Raw genomic sequence first — 22,526 nt, 5'->3', positions numbered from 1 at the left:
GCGTCATGACAGGGACAACATGAACTGGAAAAGCATAGCGCGCGGATTCGCCGCGCAGGTCGCGGTCGGCTGCGCCGCGTTCGTGGCATCCGGCGCCGCGTGGTCGCTCGCGCTGCCGAAGGGCGTGACGCAGGGGCCCGCGGTCGAAGGCATCACCGAATACCGCCTGCCCAACGGCCTGAAAGTGCTGCTGTTCCCGGACGCCTCCAAGCCCACCATCACCGTCAATGTCACCTACCTGGTCGGCTCGCGCATGGAGAACTACGGCGAGACCGGCATGGCCCACCTGCTCGAGCACCTGATGTTCAAGGGCTCGCCCAAGCACCCCGACATCACGCGCCAGTTCGCCGACCGCGGCATGCAGTTCAACGGCACCACCACCTTCGACCGCACCAACTACTTCGAAGTGTTCGACGCCTCGGGAGACAATCTCCAGTGGGCGCTGCAGATGGAAGCCGACCGCATGGTCCATTCCTTCATTGCGAAGAAGGACCTCGACTCCGAGATGACCGTGGTGCGCAACGAGTACGAGAGCGGCGAGAACTCGCCCGGCCAGGTGCTGATGAAGCGGATGCAGAGCCTGTCCTACGACTGGCACGCCTACGGCCGCCCGACCATCGGCGCCCGCAGCGACATCGAGAACGTGAAGATCGCGAACCTGCAGGCCTTCTACCACCAGTACTACCAGCCCGACAACGCGGTGCTGCTGGTGGCCGGCAAATTCGACCCGGCGGCCACGCTCACCAACATCAGCCGCCTGTTCGGCGCGATCCCGAAGCCGAAGCGCACGCTGCCCCAGTTCTGGACCGTGGAACCGACCCAGGACGGCGAGCGCACCTACGCCGTGCGGCGCCAGGGTGACGTGCAGATCGTCGCCCTCGGCTACAAGATTCCCTCCGGCCTGCACGCCGACAGCGACGCCATCGATGTCGCGTCCAGCATCATGGGTGACGTGCCGACCGGCCGCCTGCACAAGCTGCTGGTCGACAGCGGCATGGCGAGCGAGGTGTTCGCCTTCGCCCAGTCGAACTACGCGCCCGGCCTGCAGTTTTTCGGCGCGGTGGTGAAGAAGGGCGCCCCGATCGAGCCGGTGCGCGCCGCGCTGACTGACGCCGTCGAGAATTTCTACCAGCATCCGCCGACGCAGGAAGAGATGGACCGCGTGCGCCGCTCGTACCTCAACGATTTCGAGCGCAGCCTGGCGGATCCGCAGAAGGTCGGCGTCGCGCTGTCCGAGGCGATCTCACTTGGCGACTGGCGCCTGTATTTCGTCGGGCGCGACCGCATCAAGGCGATCACCGCGGACGAAGTGGCCAAGGCCGCCGGCAGCTACTTCAAGCGCGACAACCGCGTCACCGGCACCTTCATCCCGACCGACCAGCCCGAGCGCGCCGCGATCCCGGCCGCGCCGACGGTCGCCTCGGTGCTCAAGGACTTCAAGCCGCAGAACGGTAATTACACCTCCGAGGAATTCGCGCCGACGCAGGAGAACATCCTCAAGCGCACCACGCTGGTGACGGAAGGCGGCGTCAAGCTCGCGCTGCTGCCCAAGAAGAACCGCGGCGCGACCGTGTCGGTGGACATCCGCCAGCACATCGGCGACGAGAAGAACCTGTTCGGCAAAAACGCCGTGCCCGGCCTGACGGCGGCGATGCTGATGCGCGGGACCAGCAAGTACGACCGGATCCAGCTGGCCGACGCCTTCGAGAAGCTGAAGATCGCCGGTGGCCTGACCCACTTCGAGACCACGCGCGAGAACCTGGCCGAGGCGCTGCGCCTGGTCGCGCACGTGCTCAAGGAGCCGAGCTTCCCGCAGTCCGAGTTCGAGCAGCTGCGCCAGCAGGCCCTGGTCGGGCTGGAGGCCAGCAAGGGCGAGCCGCAGGAAGTGGCATCGCGCGCGCTGGGCACCCACTTCGACATCTACCCGCGCGGCGACGTGCGCCACGAGACCACGCTCGACGAAGACATCGCCGACATCAAGAACGCGACGCTGGACGAGGTCAAGGCGTTCCACCGCGACTACTACGGCTCCGTCCCCTCGCAGATCGCGGTCGTCGGCGACTTCGATCCCAAGGAAATCGCGCCGCTGGTCGACCAGCTGTTCGGACACTGGACCGCGAAGGAGCACGTGGCGCCGGTGCTGCGCCGCTACGCCGACATCGCGCCCTTCCAGAAGACGCTCGACACGCCGGACAAGGAGAACGGCTTCTACACCGCGCGCGAAAACCTCGACCTGAACGTCGACGATGCCGACTACCCGGCGCTGATGCTGGCCAATTACATCTTCGGCGAAGGCGGCCTGCGTTCGCGCCTGATGGACCGCATCCGCCAGAAGGAAGGGCTGTCCTACGGCGGCGGTTCCGAGCTGGCGGCGGGCGACCTCGATCGCGCCGGCCTGTTCGCGGTCAGCGCCATCGCCGCGCCGCAGAACCTGCGCCGGGTCGACAAGGCCGTGCGCGAGGAGCTGGCGCGCGCGCTCAAGGACGGCTTCACCGATGCCGAGCTGGCGGGCGCCAAGTCCGGCCTGATGCAGCAGCGGATCCAGAACCGCGCCCGCGACGGCGCGCTGGCGACCGGATGGACCTCCTATCTCTACCAGGGCAAGACCTACGCCTGGTCGGCCGAATTCGAGCGCAAGCTGATGGCGGTCACGCTGCCGCAGCTGAACGCGGCCTTCCGCAAGGCGATCGATCCGGCCAGGTTATCGGTCGTGATGGCGGGCGACCTGAAAAAAGCGGGCAATCCTTGACCCTGGGGGTTTGACGTATCGATGCGCGGACGCTATGGTGTATGGGTTTAGCATAGTGTCGGTGGAGACGGGATTTTGAAGGGCACAAACAAGCAGCAGGCCGCGGCCATTTCTTTCGCGGGCAAGGTGGTGCTGGTGACGGGCGCCGCGGCCGGCGTCGGCCGTGCGATCGCGATTGCGTTCGGGCGCGCCGGCGCATCGGTGGTGGTCGCCGACACCGCGGTCGACGGCGGCCACGCCACCGCGGCCATGATCGTGGAAGCGGGCGGCAAGGCGCTGTATGTCAACGCCAACGTGGCCCGCGCCGGCGATGTCGAAGCGCTGGTCGAGAAGGCCGTGAACTACTACGGACGCATCGACTGCGCCGTCAACAGCTCCACCATCGAAGAAGACGAGGCCTCGTTCGCGGATGGCGACGAAGCCCAGTTCGACCGCATGATGGCCGTGAACGTCAAGGGCGTCTGGCTGTGCATGAAGCACGAGCTGCGCCAGATGGCGAAGCAGGGCGGCGGCGCGATCGTCAACATGGCCTCGACCTCGGGGCTGGTCGGCGTGCCGGCGAGCCCGATCTACGCCGCCACCAAGCATGCGGTGGTGGGACTGACCAGGAGCGCGGCGACGGCGCATGCGGCCCAGGGAATCCGCGTCAACAGCCTGTGCCCGGGTGTGGTGCGCACGCCGCTGCTGGCGCGCGCCTTCGAGCGCGATCCGGAGCTGGAAGAAAAGCTCAACGCGGCGCACCCGATGGGGCGCATCGCGGAGGCGGCGGAAGTGGCCAATGCGGTGATGTGGCTGTGCTCGGAGCAGTCGTCCTTCGTTACGGGGCACCAGCTGGCGCTGGACGGTGGCTTGACCGCGCTGTAACGCTGCTCGCGCAAAATGGGGTTCCCGCGAAAGCGGGAACCCCATTTTGCTAGCAGCTATGCGGCGCTCAACTCGGCCACGAAATCATACATATCGCCCCTGAAGTAGGACCGGCAAAACTCCACCGCCTGCCCATCGCGCAGGAACCCCAACCGTTCAACGCACAAGCCCGCCGCGCCTTCCTGCGAGGCCAGCAGCCTGGCCTGCTCCGCATTGAGCAGCAATGCCGACAGCCGCTGCAGCGCGCGCACCGGCCGCTTGCCTGACGCCTCCAGCGCCTCATACATCGACGTCCCAACCGCATCCAGCGAGGGCAGGGCCGTCGCCGCGATGGTCGCGTACTCAAGGCACATCGGTACATCGTCGGCGTAGCGGATGCGGTTGAATCGGTACACGCGCGCACCCGGCGACAGGCGCAAGCGCAGCGCTTCCTCCGGCGTCACCAGTCCCTCCGAACGCTTGAGCCACACACTGGTGGGGTTGCGACCACGCGAACGCATGTCCTCGGAAAACGAGGTGAGCTTGGCGAAGTTCTTCTCGATGCGCGCATTGACGAAGTTGCCCGCGCCGGCACGCCGTACCAGCAAGCCTTCCTCGACCAGCGCATCGATCGCCTTGCGCACCGTGATGCGCGAGATCGCCAGTTCGGTCGCGAGCTGCCGCTCGGCGGGCAGCGCGCCGGCCGGGCCGAACAGGCCCTGGTCGATCGCCTGGCGCAGCGCGCGCTGCAGCTGCTGGTACAGCGGCAGCTTGCCGGCGCCGGCCGTGTCCTGCATGAGCTGTGCGAGCTGGTTCATCAAGGCGAAATGGGAAGCGGTTGGCGACAGCCGATCATACCAAAACAGGCAAAGAAAAAAGCCCGCATCGCTGCGGGCTTGTCGGGACGATCCGGACGGCTTACTTGGCCGCGTTGGTCGCCGCGGTCGGGTGGTTGATCAGCAGGATCCAGTATTTCGCCAGGTCGGCCAGGCCGCCCGCTGCCTTGATCTCCTGCAGGGTCTTGATCGCGTCTTCCTTGTGACCGGCGCGGAATTGCGCGATACCGAGGCGCAGCTTGCCTTCGTCCGGCTGCTTCAGGCCGCCCTTGGCGATACCTTGCTGGATGAAGCCGATGCCCTTGTCGTACTGGCCCATGGTGACGTACGCCCAGCCGATATTGACCAGGCCGGCGCCGTTCTTCGACTTGGCAGCCGACGCTTCGCCGGTGGCGATGTTCTTCGCGTCGTCAGCGGCGCCCTTGGTCGCCTTGTCGCGCAGCTGGCGCGCCTTGGCGTCGGTCAGCACGCCGTTGGCGAAGCCCGCGTCCATCACCTTCTTGGCTTCGGTCGGGAAGCCGTCGGTCAGCAGCAGTGTGGCGAAGTCGTTGTAGAAGTCAGGCGACATCTTCGATTCGGCGTTGAACGACAGGCGGTACACGTTGGCGTCGTTGGCCGGGTTGTAGCCCGGCTTGTTCAGCACGCCGCGGCTGATCACGTCGGTCCAGTAGTCGTCGGTCGGGTAGTAGGACGCCAGCAGCTCGAGCGACTTCAGGTAGGTCGCGTTGTCCTTGACCTTGTTGGCGGCCGAGGCCAGCAGCTTCAGGTCTTCCTCGGTCGGCTGCTTGCCGGCTTTTTCCAGACCTTCGACGTAGGGCAGCAGGTCGTTCTTGGCGCTCGCGAAGTCGTTGTTCAGGTACTCGGCGCGGATCAGGTAGTTGGTCACGCGCGACGGGTCGCTGCCTTCTTTCTGGTAGCGCTTGAACGTTTCCACCGCCTTCGGCCAGTTCTTCTGGTTGTAGTAGGTGGTGCCCAGCGAGATCAGGAAGTTGTCCTTTTCTTGCGGCGCGAGGAAGCCGGAGTCGATCGCGGCGCTCAGCCCCGAAATCAGGTCTGCTTCGTTATTGGTCGCGGCGGCCACCGACACCTTCATGCGCGTGATCGCGTATTGCTCGTACGGGGTCAGGTTCGGGAGCGCTTGCGCTTGCGTGATGCGGTTCTGGACTTCAGCGTAATTCTTCGCATCCATCAGCGGCTTGACCGCGTTCGGATCGATCAGTTTGAAGACTTCCGGGCGCACGCTCGGGCCTTTTTGCTCGGGAGCGGCTGCCGGCTTCGCGTTTTTGTCTTGGGCAACGGCATTGTTCATCAGGACCGGAGCGGCGCCGAGGGCGGCCAGCATCAGGGCAAGACGGGCGAGACGAAATTGGGACATGGAAAATCCTTCAATCAATAGCAAAAAGGTGAGCGGTACTTGTTCTCTGTTGGAAAAAGCAAGCTTGCCATTTCAAACAAAACACGCATTTTCCCACAAACCAAACAGTTGGGTCGGATAATTGTGCCGCAGAGCCTGGCCGGCGCGGCGTGTCGTTACATTGCGTTACCGGCGAAGCCCGGAACCGGACAAATGCCCTCTGCATTGGCCGCGCCGGCGAGCCAGGCGTTGACCGCCTCCAGCGCCGGCGGCGCGAAGCCGTAGGTCATCAGCGCGGGCGCATCGAAGTCGAGCGCCTGGTAGGGATTCCACAGCGCGAGGTGCAGGTCGGGCTTCCAGTTCGCGCGAGCGTTCGGGCCGTAGCGGCGGCGCGAAGTCGACGCCAGGATCGTGAAGCGGCCATCGTCCGGCAGCGCGCTCCAGTCGAAGCATTCGGCGTCGGCGAAGGTGACGAGGTCGACGTCGTACAGCTTGCCCAGCGATGCCGCGATGCCGGCGGCCGGCACGCCGGCTTCCGAGACGCCGTCACTGACCACGTCCTGGCGCGCGACCAGCCTCACTTTGCTGCCGGGCGCCGGGCGCGCGGGCGAGCGTAGCGCCGTCAGGCCGCGCTGCCATGCTTGCGCCATCAAGGCACGGTCCTGCTGCTCGGCTGCGTAATCGGGCTGGCCCCACGGGTGCGCCTGGGCCAGCGCGGACAGGCGCGCGAGGCGGGCCTCGACTTCATCCATCGGCAGCACGCCATCGCGGATCGCATCGGCGATCGCATCGATCGTGCGCTGCTGGGTTTCGCGGCTGCCGATCGCCATCACCATGTCGGCGCCCGCGACCAGCGCGTTCACCGCTGCCTGCCCGGCCTCGTAGCGCTGCGCGATGGCGTGCATGTCCATGCCGTCGGTGATGACTACGCCCCTGAATCCGAAGCGCTCGCGCAGGATGCCGGTCAGGATCGGGCGCGACATCGTGGCCGGCTGCTCGGCGTCGAGGGCGGGATAAACGATATGCGCCGTCATCATCGCCGACGCACTGGCCGAGGCCATGCGGAACGGCGCGAATTCGAAGCGCTCCAGTTCATCCAGCGATTTGTCGACGGTCGGCAGGTCGCGGTGAGAATCGACGTGGGTGTCGCCGTGGCCGGGGAAGTGCTTGACGCAGCAGGCCACGCCTTCGGACTCGCTGCCGGCCATCCACGCCAGCGCCAGTTCGCTGGTCTTGAGCGGATCGGCCCCGAACGAGCGCTCGGCGATGACCGGGTTGAGCGGGTTGTTGTTCAGGTCCAGCACCGGCGCGAAATTCCAGTTGAAGCCGAGCGAGCGCACCGCGCGCGCCACCGCCGCGCCGACCGCGTGCGCCAGCTTGGGATCGCCGGACGCGCCGAGCGACATCGCCGACGGCGGGGCGGGGACCCAGGTCGCGCGCACCACCGCGCCGCCTTCCTGGTCGAGCGCGATCAGCGCTTCATCGCCCATCGCATCGCGCAGCGCGCGCGTGAAGCGTTTGAGCTGGTTGGCGTCGGCCATGTTCTGCCGGAACAGGCAGGCGCCGCGCACCCGGTTCGCGCGCAGGAAGTCGGCGGTGTCGGCATCCAGCTCGGTGCCGAACAGGCGCACCATGATGAGCTGGCCGGCGAGCTGGTGGTAGTTCGCGCTCATGGCTTAGCTGGTCTTGGTGACTTTGGACAGGTGGCGCGGACGGTCCGGATCCAGGCCGCGCGCCTTGGACAGGTGCGCCGCCATCACGTAGAAGGACTGGATCGCGGCGATCGGGTCGAGGTCCGGCGTGGATGCGACCGGCAGCGTCAGGTCGCGCTCGGCGATGTCGGACGGCGCCGCCAGCAGCACGCGCGCGCCGCGGCCGCGCATCTCGGTCGCGAGCTGCACCAGCCCTGCCTGCGCCGGGCCGCGCGTCGCGTAGATCAGCAGCGGGTAGCCTTCGTCGATCAGCGCCATCGGGCCGTGCTTGATCTCGGCGCCGGAGAAGGCTTCGGCTTGCAGCGCCGAGGTTTCCTTGAACTTGAGCGCGGATTCGAGCGCGATGGGGAAGCTGATGCCGCGGCCGACCACCATCAGGTTCTCGGCCGGGGTCAAGACTTCCAGCGCGGCGGACCAGTCGGCCTGCGCGGCCTGCGCCAGCACCTCCGGCAGCGCCGCGATGCCTTCCTTCAGTTCGGGATCGTTCTGCCACTCCGCCACGAGGCGCGCGCCGGCGGCCAGGCTGGTGATGAAGCTCTTGGTCGCGGCCACGCTCTTCTCCTTGCCGGCGTGGAGCGGCATGGTCCACTCGGCAGCCTCGGCCAGCGGCGACGTATCGTCGTTGACCAGTGCGACGGTGGTGGCGCCGCCGCCGCGGAAGTAGCGGATCGGCTCGACCACGTCCGGGCTCTGGCCCGACTGCGAGATCGCCACCGCGAGCGTGTCGCGCGTCACCAGCGGCGACTTGTACAGCGTGATCAGCGACATCGGCAGCGAGGTCACCAGTCGGCCCATGCGCGACATGATCAGGTAGGCCAGGTAGGCCGAGGCATGGTCCGAACTGCCGCGCGCCACGGTGACCGCGCTGTGGAAGTTGGTGGACCTGAGCTTCTTGCCCAGCTCCGCGTAGCGGTCGGCGTCATGCGCCAATTGCAGGGCGACGCAGTCGGCTGCGGAAACGGCTTCTTCAAGCATCAGCGAGGTCACACACTTCTCCTTCGATATAAACGGTTTTGATATTCAGGTCGCGGTCGAGGACCACGATGTCGGCAAAGCAGCCCGGCGCCAGGCGGCCGCGCTGGGTTTCGCCGAGGTAGTCGGCGGCATTGGTCGAGACGCGCCGCGAAGCTTCGTCCAGCGGCAGGCCGATCTTCACCAGGTTGCGCAGCGCCTGGTCCATGGTCAGCGTGCTGCCGGCCAGCGTGCCATCGGCCAGGCGCACGCCGCCCATGCACTTGTGAACCACCTGGCGGCCCAGCATGTACTCGCCATCCGGCATGCCGGCGGCGGCGGTGGAGTCGGTCACGCAATACAGGTGCGGGATCGAGCGCAGCGCGACCTTGATCGCGCCCGGATGCACGTGCAGCAGGTCGGGGATGATCTCGGCGTACTGGGCATGTGCCAGGGCCGCGCCGACCATGCCGGGATCGCGGTGGTGCAGGCCCGGCATCGCGTTGAACAGGTGGGTGAAGCCGGCCGCGCCGTGTTCCAGCGCCTTGACGCCGTCTTCGTACGAGCCGGTGGTATGGCCGATCTGCACGCGGATGCCGGCATCGGCGAGCTGGCGCACCAGCTCCAGGTGGCCATCCATCTCGGGCGCCACGGTGATCAGTTTCATCGGCGCCAGCGTGCCGAAGCGCTCGACTTCAGCGAGCGTGGCTTCGCGCGCATACGGAGGCTGCGCGCCCAGCTTGCCGGGATTGATGTACGGACCTTCGAGGTGCACGCCGAGGATGCGCGCCTCCTGCTTGCCGCGTTCGCGGCAGGCCGCGCCGATCGCCGCCAGCGCCTTGTCGATGTCCTCGACCGGCGCGGTCATCGTCGTCGCGAGCAGGCTGGTGGTGCCGTGCTTTGCATGCAGCGCGGCGATCACGTGGGCGGCGTCGCCTCCTTCCATCATGTCGCGCCCGGCGCCGCCGTGCACGTGCAGGTCGATGAAACCGGGAAGGATGTAGTCTTCGCGGTTCGCGTCCGGGTTGATGGCTTCGCCTTCGATCGACAGGATGCGCGCACCGAATTCGATGTCGCCGACCACCCAGCCGTTCGGGGTGAGGATATTGCCCTTCATTGGAATGCCTTCTTCAGATGCTGTTCGATGAGGCGCAGCGCGCCCTGCGCCGAGTCGCCGCGCGGCGCGGTCACGCGCGCCAGCAGTTCTTGCGGCAGGTGGCGGCGCAGCGGTTCGCCCAGGCCGCCGCACAGTGCGACCGGCAGCGCGCCCGATGGATCGAGCGCGGCCGCCATGACGGCGACTTCGCGGCCCGCGTCTTCAAGGATGGTGCGCGCGACCGGGTCGGATTCGCCATGCGCGATCACGATGCGTGCCAGGCCCGCGTAGGTGGTCTGCGTGGCCTTGCCGAGCCAGGACTGCACCGCATCGCGGTTGCCGCCACAGGCGTCGATCACCGCATCGGCGAAGGCGCTGCGCGGCTTGCGGCCGTCGAGCACCTGCTCGATGTGGCCCACGGCGCGCAGCCCCATCCAGGCGCCGCTGGCCTCGTCGCCGGCCGGGAAGCCCCAGCCGCTCACTTCGCGCGTGCTGCCGTCCGCGAGCAGCGATTCGCCCACGCTGCCGGTGCCGATGGCCACGATCACGCCCGGTTCGCCGGCATGCGCGCCAATCAGCGTGGTGACGCCATCGTTGTTCAGCGCGAGCGCTGCATAACCGGGATTGGCGGCCTCGAATTGCGCGGCCCATTCCTTGTTGTGGACGCCGGCCATGCCGAGGCCGACGGCGGTGCGCGCGAACGGGATCGCATCGATGCCGATGGCCGCGAAGGCTTTGGCAGCCGCGTCGTTGACCGCGGCCCAGGCTTTGTCGATGCCGAGCGAAAGGCCGGACGGACCGCTGGCCGCCTGCGCAAGTTCAGTGCCGCCGACGCGCGCCAGCCGCACCCGCGTGCCGGTGCCGCCGCCATCGACGCCAAGGAGGAATTCGATCATGAGAATTACGAGTGCCGGGGAGGTGAGGGCACTATAGGGAGGGCATACCGGCTTGTCAACAGGTATTTAACTGGTATTCATATTTTTGTGCAGGGAATGCCGCAATAGCCGCAGGTTATAAAGCTAAGTTATTGATCTGTATGGATAATATACTGGTATTGCTTCGGTATTGAAAATGGCGCCGGTATGCTCAAAAAATGGGATTCCCGCTTTCGCGGGAATGACGGGTTCATTGAGATACCGGGCTCGCGGCTTCCACCACTGGCAGCTCGACAAAACTGCTGTGGTACACCCGCTGCGTCGCTTTTTTGTAATCGCCCGGCTTGGCCCAGAAGATGTTCTCGACGTAGGTCTGCGGATTGCGGTCGTACAGCGGGAACCAGCTTGACTGCACCTGCACCATGATGCGGTGACCGGGCAGGAAGACGTGGTTCGCGGTCGGCAGGCCGAAGCGGTAGGTCAGCGGTTTGTTCGGCGTGATCGGGTGCGGCTCCGCAAAGCTCTCGCGATAGCGCCCGCGGAAGATGTCGCCCGAGACCATCAGCTGGTAGCCGCCCATCGCCGGCTGGCTCGCCACCTGGTCCGGATACACGTCGATCACTTTCACCACCCAGTCCGAATCGGTGCCGCTGGTCGATGCGACCAGGTTGGCGACCGGCTCGCCGCTGATCTTTACCGGCGCGGTGAGCACGTCGGACGTGAAGGTCAGCACGTCGGTGCGGCCGGATGCCTCGCGCTGGTCGTCGACCAGCCAGCGCGGCCAGGTCTGGCCCTTGCTCTCGTCGTAGCCATATGGCGGGATCGGCCGCTGGCGGAACGGCACCGGCTTCGAAGGATCGGAAATGTACTCGGCGAAGCCGTGGTCCGCCGCGGTCCCGCCCAGCACCGCCTTGTCCCCGGCGGACAGGTGCAGCTGCATCGGCCTGATCGCGCAGCCGCTGTTGCAGCCGGCTGGCCAGGCGTTCAGGTGGCGCCATTTGTTGGTGCCGGTTTCGAATGCCGACACATTGGCGATCTGCGGCGCGGCGTTGTCGTCCTTCAGGTAGCGGTCCAGGAAGGGCCACAGGATCTCCTGCCGGAAGTGCAGGGCGGTGTCGCTGCCGAACTTGATCGCGCCGAGGTTGCTGCCGTCCTCGATGCCGCCGCCGTGCTGCCACGGCCCCAGCACCAGGTGCACCTTGTTGTCACGGTCGTTCGGCTTGATCGCCTTGTAGACCGCGATTGCGCCGTAGATGTCCTCGGCGTCCCACAGGCTATGCACCAGCAGCGTCGGTACCGTCACCGGCTGTTTCGCGAGGATCTTGTCCATCGCCTGCTGCTGCCAGAAGCTGTCGTAGGCCGGATGCGCCAGCACCTTGCGCCAGAAGCCGCTCTGCTCGACGCCGCGCGCATGCGCCAGTGCACCGGCGGAACCGGCGCGCATATACATGTCGTAGTCGTCGTAATTCGATGTAAACCATTTAGCTTCATTCCGCCGCGTGACCACCTGCTCCATGATGTAGGAGAGGTTGATCTGCCTGAATGCGCCGTTGTGGAACCAGTCGTCGCCGCGCCAGCCATCTACCATCGGGTTCATCGGCACCGACACCTTCAGCGCCGGGTGCGGATTCACCAGCGCCATCAGCGGCAGGAAGCCGTCGTAGGAGATGCCGATGATGCCGACCTTGCCGTTCGACTCCGGCAGGTTCTTCACCAGCCAGTCGATGCTGTCCCAGGTGTCGGTCGAATGGTCGACCGGCGTGGGGTTCAACGGCCCGCTCAGCGGACGGTTCGTCACGTAGTCGCCCTCGGAGCCGTATTTGCCGCGCACGTCCTGCACCACCCGGATGTAGCCGCCGTCGACGATCACGTCGGTCGCGTTGTCGTAGCCTTGCAGGATCGAGGCCATATCGCTGCTTTCGGCGTGGCCGGTCAGGTCGGATGCGCTGTACGGCGTGCGGGTGAGCAGGATCGGCGCGTTCTTCGCGCCCTTCGGCGTGATGATGACGGTGTTGAGCTTCACGCCGTCGCGCATCGGGATCATCACGCTGCGCTTGACGTAGTTGAAGCCGGCCGTCGGCGCATTGAAGTCGGCCGGGGTTTCGGAAGGCAGGGCGGGGTATTGCGGCTTGCCGTCCTGCGCGTGTGCGAGGACGGCGACGAGCAGCGCGCCGGCGAGCGGCGCGAGGCGGGCGATGGTTGACTTCATGGGCGTCCTTGGTCGGGTCTTCTAATGTCAAACGCGGCAGTCGTGCTGCCGCGCTACATTAGCACAAGGACAAATGGATGCTTACTCTGTCACCTGGCGCGTGCGGTTGCGCTCCACCGTCAGCAGCGAGGCGTGGGCGCCGCGCGCGGCGCCTTCCGGCAGCACGTAGACTTCGGCGCTGCCCGGTCCATCGACGTGGACGTCGGCGCGGCCGGCCACCAGCTTGCGTGCGTCCAGGCTGCCGGAGCCGGACAGCTGCGCGCGCACCAGGTCCGCCGTGCCGCTGATGGCGGCATCGGCTGGCCCATCCATCTGCAGCAGCAGGCGTTTGCCGGCCAGGGCTGCCTGCAGTCCGCCGCTGCTGTGCAGTTCGGCGTCGAGCGTGTCGGACACGGTCGACAGCTCCGTGCCGCCAGGGCCGTGGCTGCGGATCACGGCGGTCTTCACTTTCAGCGATTTCGCATGCAGGTCGCCGGAGCCGGTCACTTCGGCATTCAGTTCGCCGACTTCGCCCTGCAGCTTGACGCCGCCCGGACCGCTCATGCGCAGCCGCGCGCTCTGCGCCTGCAGGCCGCTGGCGGACAGGTCGCCCGAGCCATTCACCTCGGCGTCGAACTGGCTGATGGCGCCCGCCACGCAGGCGGAACCAGGGCCGTCCATCCGCGCGCGCACCGCCTCCACCGACAGCTTGCACGCGTCCAGGTCGCCCGAGCCGGACACCTCTCCGCTCAATTCGTGCGCAGTGCCGGACAAGGCCACGCTGCCCGGGCCGCTCAGCTGCGCGACCAGGCGGCCCACGTTCAGGTTCTCGGCGGCGAGGTCGCCGGAGCCGCTGACATTGGCCGACATCTCGCCTGACACGTCGGACACCAGCACGTCGCCGGGGCCGGACATGTTCAGTTCGAGCTTGGTGCTGGACAGGTGGCGCAGGTCGGCGTCGCCGCTGCCGCTGATGCTGACGCTCAGGTCGCGCACTGCGCCCGACGCGTGCAGGTCGCCGGGACCGTTGACCGTGAGCGTGACTTTGTCGCCGCCGAGCTGGTCGACCGTCACGTCGCCGCTGCCGGAGTTGTCCAGGCTCTTGAGCATGGGCGCCGAAATGGTCACCCGCGTTGGTTCACGATGGCTACGCCCGAAACTGAAGTAGAAGCCCACGCGCGGCTTGGAGCGCACCACCAGGGTGTCGCCGCGCACGAAGGTTTCGATGTCGTCCAGTTCGCGGCGCTGGCCCGACAGCTCGACGGCGTTGTTGGCGGCCTGGGCGTGCACCACTGCGTCGAACGGGCCATCCAGTTCGATCGCGGAGAACGCGCCGATCGGGCGCTGCTCGGTCGCGAAGTCGGCGCGTTGGGATTCGGCGCGCCGTTGCGGGAGGTTTTGTCCGGCGACGGCGAACACGGCGAGGCATGCGAGAAGGGTGATGACGAACGCGTTTTTCATATTGTTGTCGGGTCGTTGGGGCGGCGGCTGCCGGGAGACTGCACGATATGCCGCATCCGGCGCATCTGCACGTCGAAACCGACGAACGGCCGAAATCGCGGGATTAACGGTGCCCACGGGTGGACGAAGCGTGCGCGGGCCGGAGCTCGGCAGCAGGTATATTGGACGCATGTCTTCGATTACCGTTCGCAAGCTCGATGTTGATTTGTCCGGCGGCTTTCCGCGCCATTGGCTGAATGGCGATGCCTACCGCACCCACTTTTTCAATGCATTGTCGATGAGCTTCCCGATCGGCGAGCAGATGTTCATCGACAGCCTGCGCGCGGCCGCGCAATGGGTCGAACCGGAGCTGGCCGATTCGATCAGGGAGTTCGTCGGCCAGGAGGCCAGCCATCGCTTCGTCCACATCCAGTACAACGCGCAACTGGCCGGGCAGGGCTTCGACTACACGATCGAGAAGTCGCTGGCGGACCGCGTGCGGCTGGTCTCACGGCTCGACATCCGCAGCCGCGTGGCCGTCACCGCCGCGCTGGAACACTACACGGCGGTGCTGGCGGACGGCGTGCTGCGCTACCCGGAGTGGCTCGATGGCGCCGACCCGCAGTTGCGCCTGCTGTGGAACTGGCATGCGGCCGAGGAGACCGAGCACAAGGCGGTGGCCTTCGATGTGTACCAGGCGATCGGCGGCGGGTATGCACGGCGGGTGCTATGGTTCCTGCATGTGAGCTTGCTGTTCTGGCTGGATGCATTCAGGCAGACGGCGTATAACCTCAAGCATGACGGGACCTTGTGGCGGCGGTCGACCTGGGCGAGCGCGGGGCGGATGTGGTTCGGGCGGCGCGGCATGGCCTGGCATTTCCTGAGGCCGGGTTTGCAGTACCTGAAGCCGTCGTTTCATCCGTGGCAGCACGATAACCGGGCGCTGGCGGAGGGGGGGTTGTCACGTAATAGGACAGCGTTTCGGACCGTCGGACAGTGAAGCGTAAAGATATCGTCGTTCCCGCCGAGGCGGGAATGACGGTAACTATAATGGCGGAGTTCCAATGGAGCCCCATTGACACAGTTGCGCCCGCCCGAGCCGATTTCAAAATATACTGCGCGAGGTTCACAACGCTGCCGCCCCACGGTTTGCCATGTACAACAACTATTTCAGCCTGAAGCAAGCGCCGTTCTCGATCGCGCCCGATCCGCGTTACCTGTTCATGAGCGAACGCCACCGGGAAGCGCTCGCGCACCTGCTGTACGGGATCGACAGCGGCGGCGGCTTCGTCCTGCTGACCGGCGAGATCGGCGCCGGCAAGACCACCGTCTGCCGCTGCTTCATCGAACAGGTCCCCGACAACTGCCGCCTGGCCTATATCTTCAATCCGCGCCTGACGGTGGAAGAGCTGCTGCTGACCGTGTGCGACGAATTCGGCATCGAGCTGCCGCCGCGCGGCCCGGGCGCGACCGGCGCCAAGGTCTACGTGGACGCGATCAACGGCTACCTGCTCGACGCCCACGCGCGCGGCCTGAACAACGTGCTGGTGATCGACGAGGCGCAGAACCTGTCGGCCGACGTGCTGGAGCAGCTGCGCCTGCTCACCAACCTGGAAACCAGCGAGCGCAAGCTGCTGCAGATTATCCTCATCGGCCAGCCCGAGCTGCGCGAGATGGTCGAGCGCCCCGAGCTCGAACAGCTGGCCCAGCGCGTCATCGCGCGCTACCACCTCGGGCCTTTGTCCGAGTCCGAGACCGGCGCCTACGTCGCGCACCGGCTGGCGGTGGCAGGCGTCAACGGGCCGATCCCGATCCCGAGTTCGCTCACCACGCTGATCCACCGCCTGTCGCATGGCGTACCGCGCCGCATCAACCTGCTGTGCGATCGCGGGCTGCTCGGCGCCTATGTCGAGAACAGCCGCGAGGTCACGCGCCCGATCCTGCGCCGCGCCGCACAGGAGGTCTTTGGCGGCGAGAATGCCGATGTGCGCCGCTATCGCTGGCCGGTGATCGCGGGCGGCGTGCTGACCGTGGTCGCGCTGAGCGCCGCCGCGGCCTGGCAGATCCTGCCGCGCCAAAGCAGCGCGCCGGTGACCATCGCCAAGGTCGCGCCGGTGACCGCTGCCGTCGCTTCGCCGGCGCCCAAGCCGAGCGCATCGACGCAGAAGCCTGCCGCCCATGCCAGCCAGGATGCCGCGCTGCGCGAGCTGGCGGCGCTGTGGGGCGAGCCCCTGCCGGCGGGCGATGCGTGCCAGGCCGCGCTCAAGCTCAACCTGCGCTGCAACAAGGGCAAGGGCGGCCTGTACGAACTGCGCCTGCTGGACCGGCCCGCGATCATCACGCTGCACGACCAGGGCAAAACCGGTTACGCGGTGCTGACGCATATGGACGACACCAGCGCCACGCTGAGCGTCGACGGCAAGCGCCAGACCGTGAACCTGGCCGCGCTGGCGCCGCTGTTCGACGGCGAGTACACGACCTTCTGGCGCGTCGCGCGCGGCTTCCGCGACCAGGTCGGAGCAAGCGATCATGGGCCGGATGTGGACTGGATCGCCGAGCGCCTGGCGGAGATGAACAAGCTGGATGCGCCGCCGGTGGACCAGCCGCTGGGCCCGCGCATGCAGGGACTGCTGCGCGATTTCCAGTCGAAGCAGAACCTGAAGGCGGACGGCGTCGCCGGGCCGCGCACCTACATGCGCATGAACCAGCTGTCGGGGGTGGACGAACCGCGCCTGCTGTCGCTTAACCGGACCGATAAGTAAAACACGATGTCCTACATTCTCGAAGCCCTGAAAAAGGCACAGGCCGAGCGCCAGCTGGGCAGCGCGCCGACCATTCATGCGCCCGCCGCCAGCGTGGCGCCGGAGGCGGGGGCGAACCGCAGACCGCTGGTGATCGGCGTCGCGGCCGGCGTGGTGCTGGTCGTGGCGGCGCTGATGCTGTGGCGGCACCAGGCGACGCCGGTTCCCGCTGCTCCGGTTCCCGCTGCGCCGGTGGCGTCGCTGACGCCTGCACCGGTGCCGCCCGCAGCCGCGCAAGAACCGGCGCCGGTGAAGCAGGTCGCGAGCGCGCCGAGCCAGGTTGCGCTGGTCGGCAAGCCAGATGCCGCGCCGAAGCCTGATGCAGTCGCGGTCGCCAAGCCGCCGGAGCGCGAGCCTGCCGTGGTTGTCAAGCCTGCGGTGCCGGTAGCGGCGCCCGCGCACGTTGCGAGCCAGCCTGCACCGGTCGCTGCCACCGCTCCTGCGCCGATCCAGACGGCGGCTGCAGGCGAAGAGTCGCTGCCCGCCCTCGGCGCGCTGCCGGAGGCCACCCGCCGCGACATCCCGAAAGTGGCGTTTGGCGGCTACATGTACTCGCCGAACCCGGCGGACCGCCTGATCCTGATCGACAACGTCCTGCGCCACGAGGGCGAGGAAGTCGCGCCGGGGCTGGTGCTGGAGAAGCTGCTGCCGAAAGGCGCGGTGATGAACTATCGCGGCAGCCGCTACCGTGTCCCGTTCTGACATGGGCAAGGTACTCGGGGTCGTCGGCTGGTCGGGTAGCGGCAAGACCACGCTGCTGGAGCACCTGGTGGCCGGCCTCGCCGCGCGCGGGATGCGGGTCAATGTGATCAAGCATAGCCACCATGATGTCGTGCTGGAGCCGCCGCACAAGGACAGCGCGCGCCTGCGCAGCGCCGGCGCGGCCGAGGTGATGCTGGCGTCGCCGTACCGCATCGCCGTCGTGCGCGAGCTGCGCGCGGAGCCCGAACCCGGGCTGGCTGAACTGCTGTCGCAGCTGTCCCCGGCCGCACTGACCCTGGTGGAAGGCTATAAATGGGCCGCCATTCCCAAGCTGGAAGTGCACCGGCCGTCGATCGGCCAGCCGGCCGTCTACCCCGACGACGAGCTTATTGTCGCGGTGGCAAGCAACGTGCCGCGGCCGGAAGGGGCGCGCGCCGGGCTGGCCTGGCTGGACCTGGACGATCCCGCGTCGGTGCTGGCCTGGCTGGACGAATGGATGAAATTGTCGGTCACACCCTAAAGTTCCTCGAAAAGCAGCCGTAAATGGGGGATACGCCTTATTGGGAGCCGAATGATGGACGCCAGCAGCATCGCCCGGGCCGCGAGCACTATTGCGGACACCGGCACCAAGCAAGATGTCGATGTAGCCCTGCAAAAGCGCGCCGAAGAAATTGCATCCTCGACCGCAACCCAGCTGCTCGACGCGATCAAGTCGCCGCCACCGGTGCAGAATTTGCCGGACCACCTCGGCCAGACGATCAATACCACGGCCTGAACCTCGTTTTCCGGGCTGGATCAATGCAACCCGGGCGCCTCGGCCGAGGGCCCGGGTTGTTTTCGTTGGCGGTGCGGGTACAATCCACGAGTCCGACACATCAGGAGAACGACCATGAACAAGCGCCACGCTATGATCGCCGCCGCACTGGCCGGCGCGTGCGCCGCCAGCACCGCCTTCGCCAACGGCCAGGACAGCATGGCTGGGCAGGCTGACCAGGAAAAATGCTACGGCGTCGCCAAGGCCGGCCAGAACGACTGCGGCACCGCCACCCACGGCTGCGCCAGCCAGGCCACGGCCGACAATGACGCCAAAGAATGGAAATACGTCGCCAAGGGCACCTGCGAAAAGGTCGGCGGCAAGCTCGGCGCCAAACGCGGCGCCGAGAAGAAGTAAGGAGTCAATCCGATGGCGGGGCAGGCGCTGGCGGCCGGGGTCGGCCTGCGGGCGCCGCACTACCGCCGCTTCCTCGAGCAGAAATCGGCCGCCGGCTGGCTCGAAGTTCACACCGAAAATTTCCTCTCGCGCTCGGGCTGGGACTGGCACGTCCTGCGCACGCTGCGGCGTGACTATCCCATCAGCCTGCACGGCGTCGGCCTCGGCCTGGGTTCCGCGCGCGGCTTTCCTGAACATCATCTTGAACGCATCCGTCTGCTGGTCGAACAGATCGAGCCGATGCTGGTGTCCGAGCACCTGAGCTGGGGCGCCTTGCAGGGGCGCCAGTTGCACGACCTGTTGCCGTTGACGCTGGAGCGGACGGCCCTCGACCTGCTGGCCGAGCGCATTGGCCGCATGCAGGATGCGCTGCGGCGACAGGTGTTGCTGGAGAATGTGTCGGCCTACGTGCGCTTCCACGACGATGCGATGAGCGAGGCCGAATTCCTCGCCGAGCTGGTGCGGCGGACCGGCTGCGGCGTGCTGCTGGACGTGAACAATCTCTACGTCAACCAGCGCAACCACGGCGAGGATCCCCTGGCGGCCATCGCGGCGCTTCCGCTCGGCAGTGTCGGTGAGATCCACCTGGCCGGGCACCTGCAGGCGGAGCATGCCGTCATCGACCATCATGGCGCGGCAGTGGCCGAGCCGGTGTGGGTGCTGTATCGGGCCGCGCTGGCGCGCTTTGGCCGCGTGCCGACGCTGGTCGAATGGGATACGGATATTCCGGAGCTGGATGTGTTGCTGCGGGAGGCCGCCAAGGCCGACCGCATCGCGGCGGATTATGAGTCCGCTGCTGGTGCTGGCATGCGGCTTGCGCCGGTCTCGATCGCTTCCCCGGCGGATGTGCTGGCGGCGCGCCAGCAGGCCTTCGGCGAGGCGCTGCTGGATGGCGCGCTTGCGCTGCCAGCCGTGAAAGGAGAGGGCGCCGACGAACGGCTGGGCATTTATCGGGGCAATCTCACGGCGAACTGGGACAAGGCGCTGGCCGCGGCATATCCGGTCGTGCGGCAACTGGTCGGCGAGGAATTTTTCACCGGCCTTGCGCGCGCCTATGGCAAGGGTCTTGCGTCACAAGATCCGGACCTGAACGTGTTTGGTGAGCACTTCGCCGGGTTCCTTGCCGGGTTCGAGCATGTTGCGCGGTTTCCGTATCTGCCGGACATGGCCCGCCTGGAGTGGGAGCTGCACCGCTCGTATTACGCTTGCGATGCACCGGCGCTGACTGCATCGGACCTTGCAGGACTGGCGCCGGAGCAGGTGGAATCCCTGCGGCTGGCGCTGCATCCGGCGACGGCACTGGTGCGGAGTGGCTGGGCTGTAGGCGAGCTGTGGCTGGCGCACCAGCCGTCCGGAACGGGCTTCCCCAACGAGATGGCGCGGGAAAATTTCGTGTTGGTGACGCGGCCGAAGTGGCAGCCGCAACTGTCGAGGCTGACCGAAGCTGCCTTTGCGGCCTTGAATGCTTGCGAGCAGGGCAAGACCTTGGGTGAGGCCTTGGATGCGGCGTGCGAGCTTGATGACAATTTCGATGTGGCCACGCAGCTCAGGCAGTGGCTGGAAGGCGGCGTTTTCTTGGCGGCCGACGGCGGCGTGTTGGGTAAGCGCTAGCGGTGCGCGAGCGAAATGGGGTTCCCGCCCGCGCGGGCACGACAAGCTAATCAGTGGAAAGCGCGCAGGATGCGCTCTTCGCCGGTTTTGTCCTGGAAGCGTTCGTTGGCGTCGCGGGTGGCGTCGATCATGCGGGTCAGCTGTGCGTCTTCGAAGCGGGCGAGTTCCTCGTTGGCGGCGGTCAGTGCCATCGACAGCTTGGCGCGTGCGTTCTGGTACAGCACGCTGGTGTACTGGTCGGTGTTTTTCAGCAGCTCTTCCGCATTCTCGATGACCGCGCGCAGGTCGCCGATCAGCCGCTCTTGCGTGTGCGGGTTGTCCTCCGGGGTATCCATCGCCTTCACCTTCGTCCGGTTGATCACACTTAAAATATAAACAAGGGAGACCTGCCGCGCTTGTCTGGGCGCAAACGCGCCGCACAGGCCGCCGCCCTTGCTTTTATTTCACGCTGATCCGGACGTCGCCCACCTTCACCACCTGGCCGGAGCGGATCTTCGCGGTCTTGCGCAGCTCCTGCTTGCCATCGACCGACACCACGCCGCTCTCGACCATGTGCTTGCCGGCGCCGCCGCTGTCGACCAGGCCGGCCACTTTCAGCAGTTGGTTGAGTTCGATATATTCAGATGTCAATTCGATAACTGTTTGTTGCATTCTATCCCCGGGAAAAAAATGGCGGCGTACGGTTGGGTCCGCGCCTCAGATGGTGTCGGGCCGCGTCATTTCGATCGGCACGATCCATTGGTCGAACTGCTCTTCATTGACGAAGCCGGACTGCAGCGCGGCCTGGCGCAGGGTCAGGTCATTATGCTGTGCGGTTTTGGCAATTTGCGCCGCGCGATCATACCCGATGTGCGGCGCCAGCGCCGTCACCAGCATCAGCGATTGCTCCATCAGCTCGCCGATGCGCTTGCGGTTCGGCTCGATGCCGCGCGCGCAGTGCTCGTCGAAGGAGCGCATGCCGTCGGCCAGCAGGCGGCAGCTTTGCAGGAAATTGTGGGCGATCATCGGCTTGAACACGTTCAGCTCGAAGTTGCCCTGCGCGCCGCCCATGGTGAGCGCGACGTCGTTGCCGAACACCTGGCAGCACAGCATCGTCATCGCTTCGGCCTGGGTCGGGTTGACCTTGCCCGGCATGATCGAGCTGCCCGGCTCGTTCTCGGGGATGGTGATTTCGCCCAGGCCGGAGCGCGGGCCGGACGCCATCCAGCGCACGTCGTTGGCGATCTTCATCAGCGCGGTCGCGAGTGTCTTCAGGGCGCCATGCGCGGCCACCATCGGCTCGTGCCCGGCCAGCGCGGCGAATTTGTTGGGCGCGCTTTTGAAGGTCAGTCCGGTGCGCGAGGCGATCTCGGCGGCGATGCGCGGCGCGAAATCCGGATGCGCGTTGAGCCCGGTGCCGACCGCGGTGCCGCCGGCGGCCAGGAACAGCAAGCCGGGCAGGGCGGAGCGGATCGCTTGCTCCGCGATTTCGAGCTGGGCCACATAGCCGGAAAATTCCTGGCCCAGCGTCAGCGGGGTCGCGTCCTGCAAGTGGGTGCGGCCGATCTTGACGATGCCGGCGAAGTCGCGCGACTTCAGCTCCAGCGTGCCGCGCAGCCGGGCCAGCGCCGGCAGCACGGCCTGCGCCACCGCCGTCGCGGCCGCGACGTGCATGGCGGTTGGGAACATGTCGTTGGAGGACTGTCCCATGTTCACGTGGTCGTTCGGATGCAGCAGGCGTTTCTCGCCGCGTTCGCCGCCCAGCAGTTCGGAGGCGCGGTTGGCCAGCACCTCGTTCATGTTCATATTGCTCTGCGTGCCAGAGCCGGTTTGCCACACGGCGAGCGGAAACTCGTTGGGATGCTTGCCGTCGAGTACCTCGTCGGCAGCCTTGATGATGGCCTCGGCCTTGTCCTTGTCGAGCTTGCCGAGCGAGCGGTTGACCGCGGCCGCGGCACGCTTGACCTGGGCCAGCGCGGCCAACAGTTCCGGCGCCATGCGTTCGGTCGAGATATGGAAATGGTGCAGGGAACGCTGCGTTTGCGCGCCCCAGAGCTGGTCTGCCGGCACCTCGATCGGGCCGAAGCTGTCTTTTTCGATCCTCGTTTCCATTTAGGCCATCCTTGTTGTTTTTCAGATTAGGCTAAAGAGTTTACTCCAGCGCCCGTTAATTACGCTT

Annotated in this window: 20 protein-coding genes; 9 read left to right on the top strand and 11 right to left on the bottom strand. The window is 66.6% G+C overall.

Annotated features, from left to right (window positions below):
• The first annotated feature begins 19 nt into the window (after positions 1-19).
• Together NX778_RS14225 and NX778_RS14220 are read left to right on the top strand one after the other, a co-directional pair.
• Complete coding sequence (locus NX778_RS14225; RefSeq protein ID WP_258812407.1) at positions 20-2,749, top strand: M16 family metallopeptidase; 2,730 nt, start codon at positions 20-22, stop codon at positions 2,747-2,749.
• 75 nt (positions 2,750-2,824) lie between these two features.
• Positions 2,825-3,613: a glucose 1-dehydrogenase gene (locus NX778_RS14220; RefSeq protein WP_258812406.1), complete on the top strand. Its 789-nt coding sequence runs from the start codon at positions 2,825-2,827 to the stop codon at positions 3,611-3,613.
• Between the two features lie 56 nt (positions 3,614-3,669).
• Here the strand turns inward: NX778_RS14220 and NX778_RS14215 are convergent, their stop codons facing one another.
• The 8 genes from NX778_RS14215 to NX778_RS14180 form a co-directional block, all read right to left on the bottom strand.
• Positions 3,670-4,410, bottom strand: coding sequence for a GntR family transcriptional regulator (locus NX778_RS14215; RefSeq protein ID WP_258812405.1), 741 nt, complete (start codon positions 4,408-4,410; stop codon positions 3,670-3,672).
• A 100-nt stretch (positions 4,411-4,510) separates the two neighbouring features.
• Positions 4,511-5,803, bottom strand: a complete 1,293-nt coding sequence (locus tag NX778_RS14210) for a tetratricopeptide repeat protein (RefSeq protein ID WP_258812404.1) — start codon at positions 5,801-5,803, stop codon at positions 4,511-4,513.
• Between the two features lie 155 nt (positions 5,804-5,958).
• Positions 5,959-7,455, bottom strand: a complete 1,497-nt coding sequence (nagZ, locus tag NX778_RS14205) for a beta-N-acetylhexosaminidase (RefSeq protein ID WP_258812403.1) — start codon at positions 7,453-7,455, stop codon at positions 5,959-5,961.
• A 3-nt stretch (positions 7,456-7,458) separates the two neighbouring features.
• Positions 7,459-8,469 carry an SIS domain-containing protein gene (locus NX778_RS14200; protein WP_258812574.1) on the bottom strand — a complete coding sequence of 337 codons (1,011 nt, stop codon included), beginning with the start codon at positions 8,467-8,469 and terminating at the stop codon, positions 7,459-7,461.
• Positions 8,462-9,562 (bottom strand): N-acetylglucosamine-6-phosphate deacetylase, encoded by a 1,101-nt coding sequence (gene nagA / locus NX778_RS14195; protein WP_258812402.1) that lies wholly within the window; start codon positions 9,560-9,562, stop codon positions 8,462-8,464. Before nagA ends, NX778_RS14200 begins: the two co-directional genes overlap by 8 nt.
• Positions 9,559-10,437 carry a glucosamine kinase nucleotide-binding domain-containing protein gene (locus NX778_RS14190; RefSeq protein WP_258812401.1) on the bottom strand — a complete coding sequence of 293 codons (879 nt, stop codon included), beginning with the start codon at positions 10,435-10,437 and terminating at the stop codon, positions 9,559-9,561. The genes nagA and NX778_RS14190 overlap by 4 nt, the downstream gene beginning before the upstream one ends.
• A 229-nt stretch (positions 10,438-10,666) precedes the next feature.
• Complete coding sequence (locus tag NX778_RS14185) at positions 10,667-12,625, bottom strand: CocE/NonD family hydrolase (protein ID WP_258812400.1); 1,959 nt, start codon at positions 12,623-12,625, stop codon at positions 10,667-10,669.
• 81 nt (positions 12,626-12,706) lie between these two features.
• The gene (locus NX778_RS14180) at positions 12,707-14,065 is read right to left on the bottom strand and encodes a head GIN domain-containing protein (RefSeq protein WP_258812399.1); all 1,359 of its coding nucleotides are present in this window, start codon (positions 14,063-14,065) and stop codon (positions 12,707-12,709) included.
• Between the two features lie 169 nt (positions 14,066-14,234).
• Here NX778_RS14180 and NX778_RS14175 point away from each other — a divergent pair, with 169 nt between their 5' ends.
• The 7 genes from NX778_RS14175 to bufB all read left to right on the top strand — a co-directional run bounded on the left by NX778_RS14175 (position 14,235) and on the right by bufB (position 20,368).
• Positions 14,235-15,044, top strand: coding sequence for a metal-dependent hydrolase (locus NX778_RS14175; RefSeq protein ID WP_258812398.1), 810 nt, complete (start codon positions 14,235-14,237; stop codon positions 15,042-15,044).
• A gap of 154 nt (positions 15,045-15,198) precedes the next feature.
• Positions 15,199-16,806 carry an ExeA family protein gene (locus NX778_RS14170; RefSeq protein ID WP_258812397.1) on the top strand — a complete coding sequence of 536 codons (1,608 nt, stop codon included), beginning with the start codon at positions 15,199-15,201 and terminating at the stop codon, positions 16,804-16,806.
• 6 nt (positions 16,807-16,812) lie between these two features.
• Complete coding sequence (locus NX778_RS14165; protein ID WP_258812396.1) at positions 16,813-17,547, top strand: general secretion pathway protein GspB; 735 nt, start codon at positions 16,813-16,815, stop codon at positions 17,545-17,547.
• Between the two features lies 1 nt (position 17,548).
• On the top strand, positions 17,549-18,067 hold the full coding sequence (mobB, locus tag NX778_RS14160; protein WP_258812573.1) for a molybdopterin-guanine dinucleotide biosynthesis protein B: 519 nt from the start codon (positions 17,549-17,551) through the stop codon (positions 18,065-18,067).
• 51 nt (positions 18,068-18,118) lie between these two features.
• Positions 18,119-18,322 carry a YjfB family protein gene (locus NX778_RS14155; RefSeq protein WP_258812395.1) on the top strand — a complete coding sequence of 68 codons (204 nt, stop codon included), beginning with the start codon at positions 18,119-18,121 and terminating at the stop codon, positions 18,320-18,322.
• 114 nt (positions 18,323-18,436) lie between these two features.
• On the top strand, positions 18,437-18,718 hold the full coding sequence (locus NX778_RS14150; protein ID WP_258812394.1) for a BufA1 family periplasmic bufferin-type metallophore: 282 nt from the start codon (positions 18,437-18,439) through the stop codon (positions 18,716-18,718).
• A 12-nt stretch (positions 18,719-18,730) separates the two neighbouring features.
• Positions 18,731-20,368 carry an MNIO family bufferin maturase gene (bufB, locus tag NX778_RS14145; protein ID WP_258812393.1) on the top strand — a complete coding sequence of 546 codons (1,638 nt, stop codon included), beginning with the start codon at positions 18,731-18,733 and terminating at the stop codon, positions 20,366-20,368.
• Positions 20,369-20,418: 50 nt separating this feature from the next.
• Here the strand turns inward: bufB and NX778_RS14140 are convergent, their stop codons facing one another.
• From NX778_RS14140 to fumC, 3 genes are all read right to left on the bottom strand, one after another.
• Positions 20,419-20,703, bottom strand: coding sequence for a DUF883 domain-containing protein (locus NX778_RS14140; protein WP_258812392.1), 285 nt, complete (start codon positions 20,701-20,703; stop codon positions 20,419-20,421).
• A gap of 103 nt (positions 20,704-20,806) precedes the next feature.
• Positions 20,807-21,019, bottom strand: coding sequence for an RNA-binding S4 domain-containing protein (locus NX778_RS14135; RefSeq protein WP_258812391.1), 213 nt, complete (start codon positions 21,017-21,019; stop codon positions 20,807-20,809).
• A gap of 45 nt (positions 21,020-21,064) precedes the next feature.
• Positions 21,065-22,459, bottom strand: a complete 1,395-nt coding sequence (fumC, locus tag NX778_RS14130) for a class II fumarate hydratase (protein WP_258812390.1) — start codon at positions 22,457-22,459, stop codon at positions 21,065-21,067.
• Positions 22,460-22,526 lie beyond the last annotated feature (67 nt).

The sequence above is a fragment of the Massilia terrae genome (assembly GCF_024753145.1).
In the GTDB taxonomy this organism is placed as follows: Bacteria; Pseudomonadota; Gammaproteobacteria; order Burkholderiales; family Burkholderiaceae_D; genus Telluria; species Telluria terrae.
This window is presented reverse-complemented; position numbering and strand designations above follow the sequence as displayed.